The organism is Paenibacillus thalictri (assembly GCF_004307995.1).
GTDB classification, from domain to species: Bacteria; Bacillota; Bacilli; order Paenibacillales; family NBRC-103111; genus Paenibacillus_AF; species Paenibacillus_AF thalictri.
Genome location: NZ_SIRE01000020.1, coordinates 22,940 through 41,138 on the forward strand (window position 1 = coordinate 22,940; position 18,199 = coordinate 41,138).

12 protein-coding genes are annotated in these 18,199 nt (G+C 53.0%); 10 read left to right on the top strand and 2 right to left on the bottom strand.

What is annotated here, in order from left to right:
* Nucleotides 1-27: 27 nt before the first annotated feature.
* Entirely contained in the window at nucleotides 28-2,130 is a 2,103-nt protein-coding gene (locus EYB31_RS25710; RefSeq protein ID WP_131016306.1) for a penicillin-binding transpeptidase domain-containing protein, read from the bottom strand.
* Nucleotides 2,131-2,606: 476 nt separating this feature from the next.
* On the opposite strand from EYB31_RS25710, the gene EYB31_RS25715 reads away from it, so the two are divergent.
* The 9 genes from EYB31_RS25715 to EYB31_RS25755 all read left to right on the top strand — a co-directional run bounded on the left by EYB31_RS25715 (nucleotide 2,607) and on the right by EYB31_RS25755 (nucleotide 15,851).
* Nucleotides 2,607-3,629, top strand: coding sequence for a sialidase family protein (locus EYB31_RS25715; protein ID WP_131016307.1), 1,023 nt, complete (start codon nucleotides 2,607-2,609; stop codon nucleotides 3,627-3,629).
* 30 nt (nucleotides 3,630-3,659) lie between these two features.
* Nucleotides 3,660-4,583 carry a dihydrodipicolinate synthase family protein gene (locus EYB31_RS25720; RefSeq protein WP_131016308.1) on the top strand — a complete coding sequence of 308 codons (924 nt, stop codon included), beginning with the start codon at nucleotides 3,660-3,662 and terminating at the stop codon, nucleotides 4,581-4,583.
* A gap of 36 nt (nucleotides 4,584-4,619) precedes the next feature.
* Complete coding sequence (locus EYB31_RS25725; RefSeq protein WP_131016309.1) at nucleotides 4,620-6,410, top strand: L-fucose isomerase; 1,791 nt, start codon at nucleotides 4,620-4,622, stop codon at nucleotides 6,408-6,410.
* 14 nt (nucleotides 6,411-6,424) lie between these two features.
* Nucleotides 6,425-8,104, top strand: coding sequence for a ribulokinase (locus EYB31_RS25730; RefSeq protein ID WP_131016310.1), 1,680 nt, complete (start codon nucleotides 6,425-6,427; stop codon nucleotides 8,102-8,104).
* 718 nt (nucleotides 8,105-8,822) lie between these two features.
* Nucleotides 8,823-9,749: an ArsR/SmtB family transcription factor gene (locus EYB31_RS25735; protein ID WP_131016311.1), complete on the top strand. Its 927-nt coding sequence runs from the start codon at nucleotides 8,823-8,825 to the stop codon at nucleotides 9,747-9,749.
* Nucleotides 9,750-10,214: 465 nt separating this feature from the next.
* Nucleotides 10,215-12,248 (top strand): glutaminase family protein, encoded by a 2,034-nt coding sequence (locus tag EYB31_RS25740; RefSeq protein WP_240762857.1) that lies wholly within the window; start codon nucleotides 10,215-10,217, stop codon nucleotides 12,246-12,248.
* 392 nt (nucleotides 12,249-12,640) lie between these two features.
* Nucleotides 12,641-12,985 carry a nitronate monooxygenase gene (locus EYB31_RS25745; protein WP_276322092.1) on the top strand — a complete coding sequence of 115 codons (345 nt, stop codon included), beginning with the start codon at nucleotides 12,641-12,643 and terminating at the stop codon, nucleotides 12,983-12,985.
* 11 nt (nucleotides 12,986-12,996) lie between these two features.
* On the top strand, nucleotides 12,997-13,218 hold the full coding sequence (locus EYB31_RS25750; protein ID WP_131016314.1) for an ROK family protein: 222 nt from the start codon (nucleotides 12,997-12,999) through the stop codon (nucleotides 13,216-13,218).
* 152 nt (nucleotides 13,219-13,370) lie between these two features.
* Complete coding sequence (locus EYB31_RS25755) at nucleotides 13,371-15,851, top strand: ATP-dependent helicase (RefSeq protein WP_131016431.1); 2,481 nt, start codon at nucleotides 13,371-13,373, stop codon at nucleotides 15,849-15,851.
* A 15-nt stretch (nucleotides 15,852-15,866) separates the two neighbouring features.
* Here the strand turns inward: EYB31_RS25755 and EYB31_RS25760 are convergent, their stop codons facing one another.
* On the bottom strand, nucleotides 15,867-17,084 hold the full coding sequence (locus EYB31_RS25760; RefSeq protein ID WP_165452619.1) for an ATP-binding protein: 1,218 nt from the start codon (nucleotides 17,082-17,084) through the stop codon (nucleotides 15,867-15,869).
* Nucleotides 17,085-17,238: 154 nt separating this feature from the next.
* Between EYB31_RS25760 and EYB31_RS25765 the strand changes: the two genes are divergently transcribed.
* Nucleotides 17,239-18,150, top strand: a complete 912-nt coding sequence (locus tag EYB31_RS25765) for an acetamidase/formamidase family protein (RefSeq protein ID WP_131016316.1) — start codon at nucleotides 17,239-17,241, stop codon at nucleotides 18,148-18,150.
* Nucleotides 18,151-18,199: the final 49 nt, after the last annotated feature.

An 18,199-nucleotide genomic window follows, 5' to 3' on the forward strand; every position in this document is an offset into this window, starting at 1 on the left:
GTGCGGCGGCCTTTTGCTGCGAAAAAACTACTGTTTTTTCGCGGCATAAGAACTAAACAAGCTTTTGATTTTCGGCGAAATATAATGGCTGCCGCGGCGATCCTGCACCTGCTCGACGACGATGGCGGTGAGCAACCGGGGCTGCTCGGTATCGAAGGCGACAAACCAGCCGTTTTCCTGGCCGGCCTCGTCTTTTTTTGTTTTCAGCTCCGCAGTTCCGGTTTTGCCTGCCAACCGGAGTCCCTTCACTTGGGCATCATGCCCCGTTCCGGCGGGGTTATCGATGACCTCCACCATTTTATCGGTGACCGTTTTTGCCACCTCGGGACTAATGAGTCCGCTTTTCCACGGAACCGCCTTCTCATCATTGTTCAGCAGCAGCTTCGGCTTAATCATCGTTCCGCCATTGGCAAACACCGTATAGGTTGCGGCTACATGCAGCGGAGTCATCAGCACTTCCCCTTGCCCGTAACCCGAGTCGGCGAGCTGCACTTCGTTTTTCATTTTTCCGTTGTTGGACAAGGTGGACGTATCCAAGGCGACGGGCAAGTTCCATTTCTCGCCGAACCCGAATTTGCTAGCCTCCTCGACAAACTTCTGTGCCCCTAATTCCAGCGCCGTCTGTGCAAAATAAATGTTGTCCGAATACATCAGCGCGGTGGCAAGATTAACTGCGCTTTGCGACTCAGACACCCTTGTGACGTAATAGTTGCCCCATGACGTATCTTTCTTCCACTGTTTGCCGACAATGCTTCGCTCCGCATCCGGGTCCAGCGTATGATTTTGCAGCGCGATCGCCGCGGTCAGCGGCTTGAAGGCCGAACCAGGCGTGTAGGCGCGGGCGAACCGGTTCAGCAGCGGCTTGGCCGGATTGTCGCTCCACTGTTTCCACTGCTCGGACGAGACTCCGCTGATGAACAGATTCGGGTTATACGCCGGCACGCTGACCATCGCAAGCACCTCGCCTGTGAGCGGGTGGAGGGCGACGCCCGCGCCCGTATCTTTCTCCAGCTGCCGGTACATATCCAGCTGCAGCTCGGCATCGATGGTTAACTGGACGTTTTCGCCGTTCGCAGGCTCGCGTCGCACAAGCGTTGCTTTTTCTTTGCCGTCCGCATCCGTAATAAAAATACGTCCGCCGGGTTTTCCGCGCAATGTGGATTCAAAAGCAAGCTCCAATCCCGATTTGCCGATCCAATCGTCGGTTTGGTACCCTTTGTCCTTATATTTTGCCAGCTCTTCCGCACTAATCTTGCCTATGTACCCGACCAGATGGGCGGCCGCTTCTTCCAGCGGATAAGAACGCACCTTTTTCTTGCGGTAATCCGCCCCGGGGACCGACACAATCGGCTCCAGCCGTTGATCGTCTGCGGAAATAATCGTAACCGGCACAAAATATTCCGGCTTGACCCAAGTCGCCTTCAGCTTCGCCTGGATATCTTTGGCATTCATTTTGAGCAGGTCGGCCAACTTCTGAATCGCATCGTCCGGTTGTGCGGGGAGCTGCTTCGGAACGATTCCGATTTCCAGCTTTACTTCGTTAATGGCAAGCCCCAGCCCCTGCCGGTCCACGATTTCTCCGCGAAGCGGGGGTGTCTCTTCGACGCGCACCTTATCTTTGTCCGTAAGCTTGGGGTGGATGTAACCGGAGTCCCAGCGCACTTTCCAGCTTGAGGTTTTGCCGTCCGTTTTTTTCTCTTTGACCAGCCGGGCGGTTTGATCGTAAGCAATCGGTCCGGCAAACGTGCTCATATCGACGTGAAACTGATACAAGGCCGTACCGGCATCCTGATCTTGCGTTTTTTTGCCGCTTGAGGTTTTGGCTCCTTGCGCGGACTTTGCATCCTGAGCCGGTTCAACAGGCTGCCATTGAATAGACAAGCCGCTCATGCCGATGCCATCGTAAATGCTTTTATAACGTGCGGTAAAAGTATCCGCGGTGTATTGCTGCTTCATATCGGCGGAAATCAGATCGTACATGGAACCATACTGCGCTTGCCGCCACGCCTCTACAAACGCCCTCATCGTATCTTCGGGCAATGGCTCGGCTTCTTTGCAGCCTAACGTGACCGCCATGAGGAACAATACAACCAAACAGCCGGCAAGCGGCTTCATCCACCTTGTTGTCATCGCTTTAACCAGTCCTCCCAATTTCACTTGTAAAATTGTACATGAACAGCGGGTTAAAGTTGAATGGCCGCCGGCTGATATTCCGCTGATAAAGCTATGATGGGATGCCACCCCGTATTCTTAAATTTCAGGATTTCGCAGCAGTGCCTCATCCTGCAATCGCGTCAGGATGTGCGCCATCGTTTCTCCGAATTGTACGGCAAGCAGTTGGGCGCCCGCCGATGTTCCTCTTACCTATATCATACATAAATTCCATTTACAGTGACTAGGTGTGAATTTAATATAATTGACCGTTGTAAGCAGCCCGAAAAACTGTTGACGCGAAAGCGCTGGGTACATATAATTAAAACGTATTAGCAAAAACGTATTAGCAACACCGCAGTAAAGCTTTAAGCAGTAGGTTCCATTGACTTTTTTCAGCTCGAGTATCTCATGTGAGAGGTTCGCCAAACAAGATGCGGGAGGCATTTACGACGATGTTTACATCTGTAGCTAACGAGTTAATCTTTGGCGAGGAACGTCCGTTTGCAAGCTGTCATGCTTCCCATTTGGCCGTGCTGCCTGATGGAGGCGTGCTGGCGGTATGGTTCGGAGGCAGCCAGGAGGGCGCCGACGATGTCGCCATTTGGGCTTCGATAAGGAGCGGAGGCAGGTGGTCCGCACCTTTTAATGTAGCCGATCAAGAGGAATTGCCGCATTGGAATCCCGTAATTCATAGTAAAACCAGCGGCGAACTAGTACTCTTCTACAAGGTAGGCCGGCTGATCAAAACATGGCAGACACTGGTCAAAATTTCGCATGACGGAGGTCATACTTGGTCGCAGCCATCGCCGCTCGTTGAAGGGGATTTCGGCGGCCGCGGGCCTGTGCGCAACAAGCTGATTGTGCTTTCGGACGGCGCTTGGCTCGCCCCGGCTTCGACAGAAGACGGAATTTGGCAAGCGTTTGCAGACCGTTCCGAAGATGAAGGCGGAAGCTGGACAAGAAGCGGCGATATTCGGATCGCAGCGCTTGATTACCGCGGCATTAAAGCGGTTACAGGCAGCGAGGTTCCGGTATCGGAGCAATCGTTTCTCGGGCGGGGCGTCATTCAGCCGACGCTTTGGGAATCGGAGCCCGGCAAGGTACACATGCTGCTGCGCAGTTCGGAAGAGCGCATCTTCCGCAGCGACTCTGTAGATGGCGGACGCTCCTGGAGCGAGGCTTACGCGACTTCATTGCCGAACAACAACAGCGGTATCGACTTGGTAAAACTGGATAACGGGATTCTCGTCATGGCGATGAATCCGGTCGGAACGAACTGGGGGCCGCGTACGCCGCTGGTGCTTACGGTTTCCGGCGATAATGGCCTGACTTGGGGCCATGAACTGGTTTTGGAGGACGAACCAGGCGAATATTCGTACCCTGCGATCGTGGCGGAGGGTAATCAGGTGTTCGTAACGTACACATGGAAAAGAGAAAATATCAAATTCCGACAGTTTACTCTTACTTTTGAATAATTATAAAAATGGACCGAGAGGGAGATTGAGATGAAAAAAAGTATTCCTGCAGGCGTTTGGCCGACGATGGTTACCCCTTACACTGAAAACAACGAGGTGGATTACGAATCGTTGGAACGTGCGGTGGACTGGTACATCAAAAACGGAGTGGACGGCTTGTTTGCCGTATGCCAATCCAGTGAAATGTTTTTTCTGAGCTTGGAAGAACGTGTTAAAGTTGCCGCGTTTGTCGTTGAGAAATCGGCCGGCCGTGTACCTGTCATCGCTTCGGGCCATATTTCCGACAGCTTCGAGGATCAAGTCGAGGAATTGCAGGCGATGGCGGCAACGGGCATCGACGCATTGGTGCTGATTACAAACCGGCTAGCCAAACAGGACGAATCCGATGATGTTTGGAAAGCCAATCTGGAGAAGCTGCTCGAAGTTATTCCGGATGATATCGCACTTGGTTTTTACGAATGTCCTCATCCGTACAAACGTTTGATCTCCCCTGAAATGCTTAAATTTTCAGCAGATACGGGAAGATTTTTATTTTTGAAGGATACGAGCTGTGACGTGGAGAATATGAGAGCAAAGCTGGAAGCGGTTCGCGGCACAGACTTGCAAATCTACAACGCCAATACGGCTACGCTGCTCGAAACGTATAAGATCGGCATCACCGGCTACAGCGGTGTTATGGCCAACTTCCATCCGGAGTTGTACGTGTGGCTGTCAAGAAATTGGAAGGAACAGCCGGAGGAAGCCGATCATTTGATGAATGTGCTCAGCGTGGCTTCGTTTATGGAAAGCAAGCCTTATCCGATCACCGCGAAATATTATTTGCAGCTGGAAGGCGTTTACTCAACCATTCTCAGCCGCTCGCGCAAAGATCAGCTGACCGCCACCAACCGGCTTGAGGTTGAACAAATGCACAGATTGTCCAAGACGTACGCCCAAAAATATCCGCTGCAATAATCCATCTACATCGACCTATTGAGGAGGAACCAACCGATGACTGCACCTATCGTTAACCGCCTGCAAGGAGATATGCCCAAGATCGGGATTCGTCCCATTATCGACGGCCGCCGGGGCGGAATCAGAGAATCGCTCGAAGAACCGACCATGAATCTGGCGCAAGCCTGCGCCGAATTTTTAAGTGCCAATTTGCGTCATTCCAACGGTCTGCCGGTTGAATGTGTCATTGCTGATACGACGATCGGCGGTGTGGCGGAAGCGGCGCGGACCGCGGAGAAGTTCCGCAAGGAAGGCGTTGGCGTAACGATTTCCGTAACGCCGTCGTGGTGTTACCCTTTGGAGACGATCGATACCGACCCGCTCACCGTCAAGGCGATTTGGGGCTTTAACGGCACGGAACGTCCGGGGGCCGTGTATTTGGCGTCGGCGTTGGCCGCTCACAATCAGAAGGGGCTGCCGGCGTTCAGCATTTACGGGAAAGACGTGCAGGATATCGGCGACAGCTCGATTCCGGAAGATGTGCAGCAGAAGCTGCTGAAATTCGCCAAGGCCGGTCTTGCGGTCGCGACGATGCGCGGCAAGTCGTATCTTTCCATGGGTTCGGTATCGATGGGTATTGCCGGCTGTATCGTCGACGAGTCGTTTTTCCAGGATTACCTGGGGATGCGCAACGAATATGTCGATATGACGGAATTTATCAAGCGGATGGAACGCGGTATTTACGACAAAGAAGAGTATGAGAAGGCGCTTGCTTGGACGAAGGAAAACTGCAAAATCGGCGCCGACGTCAACCCGCCTGAGTTGAAACGGACCCCTGAACAAGAGGAGCAGGCTTGGGAAACGGTGGTCAAAATGGCGCTGATCGCCCGCGATCTGATGGTTGGCAATCCGAAGCTGGCCGAAATGGGCTTTGCCGAAGAAGGCATGGGCCATAACGCAATCGCCGCAGGGTTCCAAGGGCAGCGCGCCTGGACGGACCATTTCCCAACCGGCGATTTCATGGAAGCGATTTTAAGCAGCTCGTTTGACTGGAACGGCATTCGCGAACCGTTTATTTTGGCAACGGAAAACGACAACCTGAATGCGGTGACGATGCTGCTGGGGCACTTGCTGACGAACAGCGCGCAAATTTTTGCCGACGTGCGGACGTATTGGAGCCCGGAAGCGGTGAAACGCGTAACCGGCCACGAACTGAGCGGCGCAGCTGCGGGCGGCGTCATTCATTTGATCAACTCCGGCCCTGCGGCGCTTGACGGCACCGGCGAGCAGACGATCGACGGCAACCCAGCGATGAAACCGTTCTGGGACATTACGGAAGAAGAAGCTCAGAAATGCCTGGATGCGACACTGTGGTGTACGGCGGTCGACTTCTTCCGCGGCGGCGGGTATTCGACCGACTTTACGACCCGCGGCGGCATGCCGGCCACGATGGCGCGCATTAATGTCGTCAAAGGCACCGGCCCTGTGCTGCAGATTGCCGAAGGCTACACGGTAGAGCTGCCGCAAGAGGTGCACGATGTGCTCGACCAACGTTCCAATCCGACGTGGCCGACAACGTGGTTTGTGCCAAATCTGACCGGCGAAGGCGCATTTAAGGACGTCTACTCCGTGATGAGCAACTGGGGTTCGAATCACTGTTCCGTCAGCTACGGGCATGTCGGCGGCGATCTGATTACGCTAGCTTCCATGCTGCGCATTCCGGTCTGCATGCACAACGTTGCCGATGAGAGCATTCTTCGTCCAAGCGCCTGGACCGCGTTTGGCGTGAATGAGCCGATTGGAGCCGATTATCGGGCTTGCGCCGCATTTGGACCGCTATACCGGTAAGGAGAGAATCAGTAATGGAGAAACGTTATGCTATAGGAGTGGACTACGGAACGGAATCGGGGCGCGCCGTCGTCGTTGATGTGACGAGTGGTGCGGAGCTGGGTGTCCATGTGACGCCTTACCCGCACGGCGTGATCGACGAGACGCTTCCCAGCTCCGGCCAGCCGCTTCCGCCCGATTGGGCGCTGCAGCACCCGGACGATTATTTGGAGGTGCTGCGCCGTTCGGTGCCGGAGGCGCTGCGTCTGGCAGGAGTGAATCCCGAGCAGGTGATCGGGATCGGAATCGATTTTACCGCATGTACGGTGATGCCGCTTGACGAAAGCGGCGTCCCGTTGTGCATGCTGGACGCATATAAAGACGAGCCCCACGCTTACGTCAAGCTCTGGAAGCATCATGCCGCGCAGGATGAAGCGAACGTGATCAACGAGATCGCGGTGGAGCGGGAAGAGCCGTTTCTGCAAAGATACGGCGGCAAAACGTCGTCGGAATGGCTGCTTGCCAAGGCGTGGCAGACGCTGAACGAAGCGCCCCATGTGTACGAAGCGGCACATCAGTTTTTGGAGGCGACCGATTGGGTCACTTACCGCATGACCGGCAATGTGCTGCGGAGCAGCTGCTGTGCCGGCTATAAGGCGATGTGGCATAAAGCGGACGGGTACCCGTCGTCCGATTTCTTCCGTGCGCTCGATCCGCGTTTGGAGCGGTTTGTTGAAGAAAAGCTGCCCGGCGAAGTCGTGCCGCTGGGCACGAAGGCGGGCGAGTTAACCGCGGAAGCCGCGGAAATGATGGGCCTGCGTCCCGGTACGGCGGTAGCTATCGGCATTATCGACGCCCATGCGGCCGTTCCCGGCACGGGAGCGGCGCAGCCGGGCCAGATGGTGATGGCGATGGGCACGTCGCTGTGCCATATGCTGCTCAGCGACAAGGAGATTCACGTCGAAGGCATGTGTGGTGTCGTCGAAGACGGCATCGTGCCGGGATTGTACGGTTATGAAGCCGGTCAGCCGGCTGTCGGCGACATTTTCGGCTGGTATGTCGAGCAAGGTGTGCCGGCTTATGTCCAAGAAGCCGCGGCAAGCGAAGGCATTAATGTCCACGGCTGGCTGGAGAGCCGCGCCGCGGAGCTGAAGCCCGGCCAGCATGGCCTAATGGCGCTGGACTGGTGGAACGGCAACCGCTCGGTGCTTGTCGACGCCGACCTCAGCGGGCTGATCGTCGGTTTGACGCTGCAGACGAAGCCGGAGGAGATATACCGTGCGCTGCTGGAAGCGACTGCTTTTGGCACGCGCAAAATTATCGACACGTTCCACGAGGCGGGAGCGGAAGTAAACGAGTTGTTCGCTTGCGGCGGTTTGCCGCAGCGCAACCGGCTGCTGATGCAAATTTACGCCGACGTGACCGGACGCGAGATCAAAATCGCCGATTCGACGCAAACGCCTGCGCTCGGCGCAGCGATGTTTGGCGCGGTAGCGGCAGGTTCCGCAAGAGGCGGCTACGACAGCGTCGCCGCAGCGGCGGCGAGCATGGCCCGCGTCCGCGAGGAAACGTACCGGCCGAATCCCGAGCATGCGGCCGTGTACGATGAGCTGTATCGAGTGTACAACGAGATGCACGATATGTTTGGCCGCGGCGCAAACAGCCCGATGAAGGCGCTGAAGGCGATCAAGCTGCGCGAAGACGCGCGCGCTTGAAGCCGCAGCGCGAGCGTCGGCGAAGATAGCCCGCGCTCGCATAAACTTGCCTAAATAAGCGAAGCTGCAGCATTCTTGCAAATCAACCAACAACCGGACTTGGCGGGTATCCCGTCCAGGTTCGGTTGTTGTTTTTTCTTGTTGTGGAACTTATGTGCTGTGATGAGCCGTGGATAAATGGTAGGCTTCCCATGAGTTCGCAGCAAAAGGTACTGCCCCGAAAATGGGGCGGCGAAGCGACGGTTATGCTTTTTATAAGCCGCAGATTGGCAGCATAGTCGAACCAAGGAATGTGCATGGGATGGAAAAGCGTCAGCGGCCGCGTTTAAAATCATGGCCCGTCCGCATTGGATTTAATTCAAGGGACATGATTTTAATTGGCGGTTGGAATCCCATGCACATTCCTCATCCAAAGCGCCAAAAGGAACTCCACGCTCCGAAGGACTCACGCTCCAAAGTTTTTCAAGCTTCGAAGACTCCACGCTCCGAACAACTCCACGCTCCGAAGACTCTAAGCTCGAACTCCATGCCCCGAAGGACTCACCAAGCTCCAACGGTTTGCCGGACGATTTACGCTCCGCTTTTTAAGCCATGTTCAGTCACAAGCCGCGCCGATACGCCGCGGATATTGAGCAAACACGCAGAATCGACTACACTAGGAATACAAAGAGGGAAGCCTGCGGCTGATCAGCCGGGCTTTAAAACGGAGGTAACGCGATTGCTGAATTTATATTTGAGCGAACCGGAGGAACTGGTTAAAGTCACCCATGCCTTGGCTTCGGAAATCCGAGTGAGCATCTTGCAGCTGTTAAATGTAAGGAATATGAACATCATCGAGCTTGCCGATGCGCTGCAAATCCCTGTTTCCACCGCGGCTTCCAATGTTAAGGTGCTGGAGAAAGCGGGGCTTATCGTCACGGAGCTTCAGCCTGCGACCAGAGGAGCCATGAAAGTTTGCAGCAGAAATTTTAACGATATTCGGATTAAGCTCAGCACATCTCCCGCCAAACTTGAAAACGACATGTACCAATCGGAAATGCCGATTGGCCATTTTGTCGATTACGAAGTGTCGCCTACCTGCGGTATGGCGAGCAGCCTAGACCATATTATCCCCGGGGACGATCCGTCCAGCTTCTTCAGCCCGCAGCGAGTGGCGGCTCAGCTGTTGTGGTTCCGTAAGGGTTTTATCGAATACCGCTTTCCGCTGCAGCTTCCGTCCAATGCGGATGTGCTCAGCATCGAGTTTTCTCTTGAATTGTGTTCGGAAGCCGCGGGATATGACAATAATTGGCCGTCGGATATTACGGTATGGGTAAACCAGACGGAAGTCGGAGCATGGACCTCGCCGGGCGATTTTGGCGGCAGAAGGGGCCAGCTGAATCCGGCTTGGTGGCCGGATGCGAGCACGCAATACGGTTTATTAAAAACGTGGAAAACCGACAAAACCAAAAGTTTCGTTGATGATGTGGCCGTCTCTAATGTGGTGTTGAACGATTTGCGGCTGCAAAAGCAAAATTACGTCAGTTTCAAAATCGGTGTCAAAGACGATGCGGTGCATAAGGGCGGTTTAAATCTGTTTGGTAAGCAGTTCGGCGACTACGCTCAGGACATTGTTATGAAAATATATTATTCGGTACAAAAATAAAGCTGGAATCGCTATTTATTACAAGAATATTGTAATAAATGAATTTGCCTCATAGTGATATATCATACGGCTTTTATGCAGTACAACGCCATAGCCGTTATAAGATCATCCGCAATTTTTCGGCCTCACCTCTCCCTCATATATGACGATTGCCCGTATTGCGGGCTTAACTTTCCTTTGTTTTTCGACATGCCCCAAGTCTGCAGCACACAAGAAACACTCCGCCGATACGTTGTTTGGCGGGGTTGCCAAAGCGATAGGAAGATATTCAAACACAGCATACAGACAAAACATACCGCCGGCAAGCAAGCTTCCGCCCAGGAGCGATTGTGTTTTGCCGCAAGCATATGAATTCAAAAAAAATTTTTCGGTGGAAGCGTTGACACGTTTAAAGGTTCAGGAATATACTTACTTATAAATTACATATTTTTTGTAATAAAACACTTTTGGATGGGGGAATTCGAATTGTCATCTGCAACGACATCTCTTCGACCGCCTGCAGTTCCGCTTGTCACGATAGACCCTTATTTCAGCGTTTGGTCGATTAACGACCGCTTAACCGACGGATATACCCGTCACTGGACGGTGGAGCAGCATTCCATGGAGCAGCGTCACGGCATGGTGGGGCTGGCCGTCATTGATGGACGAGTATTCCGTTTTCTGGGCAAGGTTGATTATGCCGATGAAGGTTATGAAGAACCTGAAGCGATGGAACAAATTTCGCTTGCCGTCAGACCGACATCAACCCTTTATACATTTACCGGCGGCGGAGTTACCTTGCAGGTTACATTTACCTCGCCGCTTTTGATGGATAGACTCGATATTTTATCCCGGCCTGCTTCTTATGTTACTTTTGAAGCTGCATCCAATGATGGAGCGGTACACGATGTGCGCATCTATTTCGATGCCACAGCGGAATGGTGCGTACATACGCCGGTGCAGGAAGTGGTGTGGTCGCGCGGCGCGCTGGCGGACCAGACGCAGGTGATGTGGATGGGGACGCATAAACAGCCTGTGCTCAAACGCAAAGGGGACAGCACACGTATCGACTGGGGTTATTTTTACGTTGCAGTGCCGCAGGAAGGAAACTTCAGCACCGCTATCGGTTCTGTCGAGCGCCGCAAGAGTTTTGTCGCCTCCGGCGAATTTGCCGCTGCCGACGAGCGCAGCATGCCGCGGGCCGTGGAAGAGCAGACGCCTGCGATGGCCACGCTGTTTGAACTTGGCGAGGTAGGCGCGAAAAGCGTATCGCGTTATGTCGTGCTTGCTTACGACGATATTTTTTCCGTTGAATATTTCCATCAGCAGCTGCCTGGATACTGGCGGAAGCAATTTGCGACGTTTGAACAGATGCTGGAGGCGGCGATCGGCGAATATGCTCCGATCATGGAGCTCACCCAAAAATTCGACGAGCAGTTGATGCGCGATGCGCTTGCGGCCGGAGGCGAGAAGTACAGGGATGTGTTAAGTTTGGCTTACCGCCAAGCGATTGCCGCTCACAAGCTGGTGGAAGACGGCGAAGGCAACCTGTTGTTTATGTCCAAGGAATGCAACAGCAACGGCTGTATGGCTACCGTAGATGTCAGTTATCCGTCGATCCCGCTGTTTTTGCTGTACAATCCGGAGCTGGTTAAAGGGATGATGCGTCCGATTTACCGTTATGCGAGTTCTCCGGAGTGGCCTTACGATTTTGCGCCGCATGATGTCGGCAGATATCCGATCGCTAACGGGCAGGCGTACGGTATGTCGTTGGAGCGCCAGATGCCGATTGAGGAATGCGGCAATATGCTTGTCATGGCCGCAGCGGTGGCTTTGGCCGAAGGCAATGCAGATTTTGCTAAGGAAAACTGGGAGCTGCTCACGACTTGGGTCAATTATTTGCGGGATAACGGCCTTGATCCCGGCAATCAGCTGTGTACGGATGACTTTGCCGGTCATTTGGCTCATAACGCCAACTTGTCGGTTAAGGCGATTGTCGGCATCGGCAGTTATGCGATTTTGTGCGGCATGCTCGGTAAAGAGGACGAGAAGGCGCAGCTGCTGGAGCTTGCTCGCGGCATGGCCGTTCAATGGGAAGAGCTGGCCCGCGACGGCGATCATTACAAGCTGGCGTTTGATAAGCCGGGCACATGGAGTTTGAAGTACAACTTGATCTGGGACCGGTTGTTTGGACTGCATCTGTTTGCGGATGAAATATTCGAGAAAGAGCTCAGTTTTTATCTGGCCATGCAAAATCAGTACGGCACGCCGCTGGATAATCGCAGCACCTATACGAAATCGGACTGGCTGGTATGGGCCGCGGCCCTCTCAGACGACCGGGAAACGTTCGAGCGGCTCATCGCTCCGCTCTGGCATTTCGCGAACGAATCGCGAAGCAGAGTGCCTTTCTCGGACTGGTATTATACATTGGATGCCAAAAGCGTAGCTTTTAAAAACAGAACCGTTGTCGGAGGACTTTTTATTCAATTATTAAAATCTTTGCCTTGGAAAAACGCTTAGGCTGGGGGAAATATATCCAGAGTGCTGCAATGGTGCTCTGGATATGAATCCCGGAATTAAGCCGTTAAGGAACCAGCGGACTAGCAAAAAGCTGAAATAAGTTTTAAAAAAGATGAGTATAGCAAAGAGCTGACTCAAGGGATGAGCAGGGGGTGTAGAAGCGATAGCGGCCGTTTTTAAAAGCATGTCCCGACCTTTTCATCTTCTTATAGGGGACATGCTTTTAATTGACGGTCGGAGCCCCCTGCTCCTCCCCTCCAAACGCGCAAAAAGCAACTCAAAGCACAGCAACCAAAATCATATGAGGTAAAAAAAGCGACCTGTTTGTAAATAAACAGGCCGTTTTTTCTTTATAAAAACAAGCGATTACAGCGAATTTCGGCCGGCAGGGACTGATTGCCTATGCGCATCACGCCGGGCGGCTTGCGATGGCCGACGTTTCCACTTACGAGGAGGGTCTCGCCGCGGAGCGTCTTGGCGTGGATTTTATCGGCACGACCTTGTCCGGGTATACGCCTTACAGCCCACGGCTGGAGACGCCGGATTTTGAACTGGTGCGGCAGTTGAGCGCCCGGGTGAAAGTGCCTGTCATCGCCGAAGGACGGATCTGGACCCCGGAAGAGGCGGCATTGGCGTTAGAAGCAGGCGCCTCGTATGTTGTTGTCGGCAGCGCGATCACAAGGCCACAGCTCATTACGGCGCGGTATGTTCAGGCGATGCGCAAAGTGGCGGAATAAGGGGGAGCCGGGTGACGAGCATTCATACGTTTTACGATCCTGAAGCTGAATACGCTGTTGGTGTCGATATCGGCGGCACGAAAATAAATGCGGGGCTGATTCACCGCAGCGGTGAAGTCGCTTATACGGCAAGCGTGGAAACGCGGGCACGGGAACGTAATGTGATCGGACGAGCTCAGGCCGCCATCGAAACGGTTCTGATCGGCGCGGGATTACTCGTATGGGAACAATAGCCGGGTAGAGATTTTTATTCGTGTTTGCTATCATGTTAAAATAGACGCTTATGCCGGTGCAGATAACACGGCTTACTGTGATCGCATTGATGAGCGAATTTACAGTCAGGCATTAAGCATGAACGGGGCTACACGAAAGGAATTTGTTTGTGATGCATATACAAGACGACTTTTTTGCCCGTAAAAAAAGGGAACTGGGCGTATCGCTGAATCGGGTGCAAAAGCAGGCGGTGCTGCACACGGACGGCGCGCTGCTGCTGCTTGCTTCGCCGGGAGCGGGCAAGACAACTACGATTATTATGCGTATTGGTTATCTCATTGAACATAAAGGCGTCCATCCGGCGCGCATCAAAGCGGTTACGTTCAGCCGCGCATCGGCCGCCGATATGAAGGCGCGGTTTGCGCGGTTTTTTCCCGATCAGACCGGGGCTGCCGTCGATTTTTCCACGATTCACAGTTTTGCTTTTGAGGTGGTGCGCAGCCATTTCTGGAAGAGCGGAACGACTTATCGGCTGATCGAAGGCGATGTCGATATTGAAGACGAGGAGCAGCCGGACGGAGGCACGACGGCACAGCGGCAGGCTGCGCCGTTTTCGGCGTCCGCTGTGTCGCCGTCTATATCGGCGAAGGCAGCCGCGCCGGGCTTGCGGGCCGCCTCGTCCCCGAGAATGCCATCGGCACCGGGCAGGTCTCCCGCGTATTCCGCTTCGGGTATGCCGCTGCCGCCGCTGCACAAAAAGTTCATTTTACGCCACCTGTATAAAGAAATGACCGGCGAGAACATCACCGACGATCAAATGGACGATTTAACTACATATATCAGCTACGTGAAAAACAAACTGCTGCCGGAAGCACGCTGGCCGGAAGTAAAATGCGACGTTCCCGATGCCGAGAGCATTCTGCGCCGGTACGAGCATTTTAAACGAACGGCATCGGACACGCTACTGCTTGATTACGACGACATGCTGACGATTGCCAATGAGGCGCTGCATAGCGACGCGGGTCTGCTGCGGAAGTATCAGGCCCGGTACGATTATTTGCTGACCGACGAAAGCCAGGATACCTCGCTGGTGCAGCATGCGATTGTCGAAAAGCTCGTGCACAGGCACGGCAATTTGTGCGTTGTGGCTGACGACGACCAAAGCATCTATACATGGCGTGCGGCGGAACCGCAATATTTGCTCGATTTTCACAAGGTGTACCCGCAGGCCGCGATCATGAAGCTGGAGCAGAACTACCGCTCCTCGCGGAACATCGTGGATGTGGCCAACCGTTTTATTAAACGCAACAAAAACCGCTTCGACAAAAACATGTTTACGGAAAATCCGCCGCATACACCGATTACAATCAAAACGCTGGCCGATTATAAATACCAGGCCAAATATTTGGCCGAACGGATCGCGGGGTTCGACAACTTGCGCGAAGTGGCGGTGCTGTACCGCAACAATTCGTCTTCAATCATGATAATGAACGAATTCGACCGTGCGGGCATTCCTTTTTATATGAAGGACGGCGACAACCGGTTTTTCTCCCACTTTGTCGTCGAAGACGTGCTTAATTTCATGCGAATGACGTTTAACGACAGAAGACCCGATATTTTCGAGAAAATTCATATGAAAATGAACGGCTACATCACAAGAGTGCAGATGGCCGAGCTAAAGCAAATCGGCGCCGGCGGCTCGGTATTCGACAACTTGCTGCGATATGTTACGCTCCAGGATTACCAGGTCAAGCAGCTGCAGGAAGTGAAGGAAACGTTCGAACAGATGAGGGGCATGCCGCCGCAAAAGGCGATCCGTTATATTCGTTACAAGCTTGGTTACGAAAAGGCGATTGACAAGATGTGCGAGCGGCTCGGTTTCCGCAGAGAGTACCTGCTGGGTATTCTCAATACGCTTGAGGACATCGCCGATCAGCTTGAAACGATGGAGGATTTTGCCGCTCGGCTGAAGCACCTGGAAACTGTGATGAAGACGTCCAAGTTTCAAAAACACGAAAATGCCGTTACGTTCTCGACCATGCACAGCGCCAAAGGATTGGAATTCGACCGCGTATACATGATCGATTTAACCGACGGCGTTATTCCTTCAAGTGACGAGATCGGGCGTCTGGAGGAGGGGCAGCGGGAGGATATGGAAGAGGCGGTCCGGCTTTTTTATGTCGGCATGACGCGGGCCAGGCAGCATCTGGAGCTGCTTGCCTATAAAATGAAAGACGGCGCAGCGGTCAAGGAGTCGCGTTTTGTGACCAACGTGAGGCATCTGCAGGAGCCGCCGCAAGTTCCGGTAAAAGCAAGCGCAGGAGCGCAAGTGCGGGGAGCTTCGGGGAGAGATGCTGGAAGCCGGGGGGCTGCTGTTACCGGAAGAACGGCCCCGTCCGTATCCGCCCGCGCCGCCGAACGGTTGTCGCAGAAGGCGAAGCTGCTGAAGCCGGCCGTGGAGTATAACCCGGATGCTTATCAAGATCCGGGGCAGCTTCTAGCAGGGAATACGGTCAAGCACCGCGTTTTCGGACACGGCGAGATCGAAAGCGTTGGAGAGGAACGTATCCGTATCCGCTTTACGCAAGCGGGTGTCAAAGAGCTGCAGATCACGACCTGCATTGAGATGGGACTGCTGGAGCCGGGAGAGTGAGAAGGGGCCGCCCGGCTAAATCGCCTTTGTCTGCGCCACGGCCGGAAAAGTAATTTTATAAACCGTGCCTTTTCCAAGCTGGCTTTCCACTTTGATCTTGCCCATCATACTTTTGATAATGCTGAAAGCCACCATTGTACCGAGCCCGGTCCCTTTGTCTTTTGTGGAAAAATAAGGTGTCCCCAGACGGTTGATTTGCTCCAATGTCATGCCTTTGCCGGAATCGGTAATAATCAGGCTGATATCCTCAGACTGCTTCTCCAACGAAACGACCAGTTTGCCGCCGAAGTCCATGGCTTCAATGCCGTTTTTTACAAGATTGATGATGCTTTGCCTAAATTTCTGCCGGTCTCCGGTCACATACGCGTTTTCCTCCAGCTGGACTTGCAGCTCAACGCCCTTCAGATTCGCATAGGAAACAAGCACAGAGCTGACATATATAATTTCCTCTTTTAAACTTAAATGTTCGATGACGTCGGGATGCGGTCTGGCGAGGCAGAGATAATCGGTAATGATCTGCTGTGCCCGGTCGAGCTCGTCCAAACAGACTTTGGAATACATCTGTTTTTTATCGGCGCTCACATTGGCCGCTGCGAGCAGTTGAATAAACCCTCTTACAGCTGTAAGCGGATTTCGAATCTCATGGGCAACCGAAGCGGATATGATGCTGGCAACTTTCATTTTCTCCGAATCGATGAGTTCTTTTCGCAGTTTGCTATTTTTCAAAATCGTTTCCATAATATAGACGGTGAAACCCATGAAAATGCTTTGCATGGCGTAAAAGGCGATTGGCAGCATGAGGTTGTAGGCAGGATCGAAATACAAATTAAATAAAATTCCAAAAAATTTACCTGTGTAAGAAGTGAGCACGCATATAGTAATTTTCCCTTTCAGGTTGAGGCGGCCGTATTTTTTGGAGAAGAAAAACACAAGTGCGATCGTGAGGATAGAGGAAATCAGATTGATGTAGGCACCGTGGCCTCCCATCCAAAAACGAGATACAATCAAAGCGGAGCTGACCAATAAAAAGATGGCATTATTGCCGTAAAAGCTAGATAATATTAAGGGGATGATGCGAAAATCGAAAATCATTCCAGGCTGTTTAATAATTGGATGCATCATACATAGGATGCTTGGCACTGCAAATATGGCGCAAGCGATCACATTTTTCAAAATGATGCGGTGCTCCACTTTTTCATGAAACACCAATTGATAAAAGACTAACGGAAACATAATGAAAAATATGTTTAATAAGAGATGTTCCTCCGAAAAGAAACTAAGCATCTGCGTCTCACCAGCCACAACGAAGTTTTTACCACTAGTTCCTATATTACAATATTGTCCCAGTTCTTTCCTATACTTTTTGTAAACAGGAGGAGAAAAGAGCATGACAGTTCATCAATTCCAACCCGAGCGCTATTACAATACGATAGGCGCTCATCAACCTGTGTTGACGCTTAACAGTGGAGATGCCGTCGTTACTTCGACGGTGGACGCGAGAGGATGGGGAGCAGACGGAGAAAGCGCGGCGGAAAGAGGCAATCCGATGACAGGACCTTTTTACGTGGAAGGAGCGATGCCGGGAGACACGCTGGAGGTTATCTTCGAATCGATCACCTCGAACCGTGAATGGGGCTGGACTTCAAACAGGCTTGCTCCGAATGTGGTTGATCCGGAGTTTGCGGCGCAGCTGCCCCCGTCCGATATTGTGAGATGGACGGTTGATGTCCGGCAAGGCATAGCCTTCCCGGAGCAGAGGGCAGGGAAGCTGGCGAATCTGCAGCTGCCGCTTCGGCCTTTCTTCGGCTGCTTTGGCGTGGCGCCGGCCAAGGGACAGTCGATTTCAACGGCTACAAGCGGCGAATACGGAGGCAATATGGATTACAGAGGTTTTACAGCTGGAGTCCGTATTTATTTCCCGGTATTTACGGAGGGTGCGTTGTTTCATCTCGGTGACGGGCATGCTTTGCAGGGGGACGGGGAAATTGCCGGCACCGGAGTGGAGATTTCAATGGATGTCCGATTCAGGGTTCAACTTATCAAAGGGAAAACGATAGGATGGCCCCGTGGTCAAACGGATACACATGTGTTTTGCGTCGGCAATGCAAGACCGCTGGACCAGGCGCTTCAGCATGCGACAACGGAGATGCTGGCGCTGCTTCGTGAGGATTACGGTTTGACCGTTACCGAGGCAAGTTTGCTGCTTGGGCAAGCCGTACAATATGAAGTGGCCAATGTATTTAATCCGGCCTACAGCGTGGTCTGCAAGCTGCCGAAGTCTGTGATCGAGATGTTATAAACAGGAACGTAAGTTCGTGTTATGAGAAGTGAAAAAGACGTGTATGCTG

Coding starts and splice junctions, on each gene's coding strand:
- EYB31_RS25710 (WP_131016306.1), bottom strand. CDS start 2,130: ATGACAACAAGGTGGATGAAGCCGCTTGCCGGCTGTTTGGTTGTATTG.
- EYB31_RS25715 (WP_131016307.1), top strand. CDS start 2,607: ATGTTTACATCTGTAGCTAACGAGTTAATCTTTGGCGAGGAACGTCCG.
- EYB31_RS25720 (WP_131016308.1), top strand. CDS start 3,660: ATGAAAAAAAGTATTCCTGCAGGCGTTTGGCCGACGATGGTTACCCCT.
- EYB31_RS25725 (WP_131016309.1), top strand. CDS start 4,620: ATGACTGCACCTATCGTTAACCGCCTGCAAGGAGATATGCCCAAGATC.
- EYB31_RS25730 (WP_131016310.1), top strand. CDS start 6,425: ATGGAGAAACGTTATGCTATAGGAGTGGACTACGGAACGGAATCGGGG.
- EYB31_RS25755 (WP_131016431.1), top strand. CDS start 13,371: ATGCATATACAAGACGACTTTTTTGCCCGTAAAAAAAGGGAACTGGGC.
- EYB31_RS25760 (WP_165452619.1), bottom strand. CDS start 17,084: ATGTTTCCGTTAGTCTTTTATCAATTGGTGTTTCATGAAAAAGTGGAG.
- EYB31_RS25765 (WP_131016316.1), top strand. CDS start 17,239: ATGACAGTTCATCAATTCCAACCCGAGCGCTATTACAATACGATAGGC.